Source organism: Psychrobacter pasteurii (assembly GCF_900162815.1).
Taxonomy (GTDB): Bacteria; Pseudomonadota; Gammaproteobacteria; order Pseudomonadales; family Moraxellaceae; genus Psychrobacter; species Psychrobacter pasteurii.
Genome location: NZ_FUGD01000212.1, coordinates 1 through 451 on the forward strand (window position 1 = coordinate 1; position 451 = coordinate 451).

Genomic DNA, 451 nt, shown 5'->3' on the forward strand with positions numbered 1-451 from the left:
TGCTTTGACACGCTTTTTATTCTTAGCACGCTGGGCTACTGCTAATTTATTCGCCCATTTTTGCGTTTGCTTAATAGTTAGCTTGTCACCATTTGAGGTAGTAGCAGACTCTTTCAAGCCTAAATCAATACCAACGCTGCCCATACCACCTGCTTGCTTAGGAAAGTCTTTAACGGTAATACACGCATACCAACGATTACGACTGTCTTGTACTATCTCTAAAGTGTTTATCTGATATAGGCTTAGGTTGTAACTATCGAATACATCTATGATGAGCTTTTGACCTTTAGAAAGTGATAGCTGAATTTTTGATTTAAGTGCTTTCTTGCCCGTTTGTCTTGTGCTTAGGTATTTGATAGCAGACTTTTTAAAAGGTATCCAGCCCAGTGATTTACGTTTGGCATCAGGACGATTGGTACGCCAGTTAAGCTTGGCTTTTTTAAATTGTTTT

1 pseudogene is annotated in these 451 nt (G+C 38.8%); it reads right to left on the minus strand.

The annotated features are described in order from the left end of the window. Positions 1-451 (minus strand): annotated as a pseudogene (locus tag A1232T_RS13480) (RNA-guided endonuclease InsQ/TnpB family protein); the annotation flags it as partial.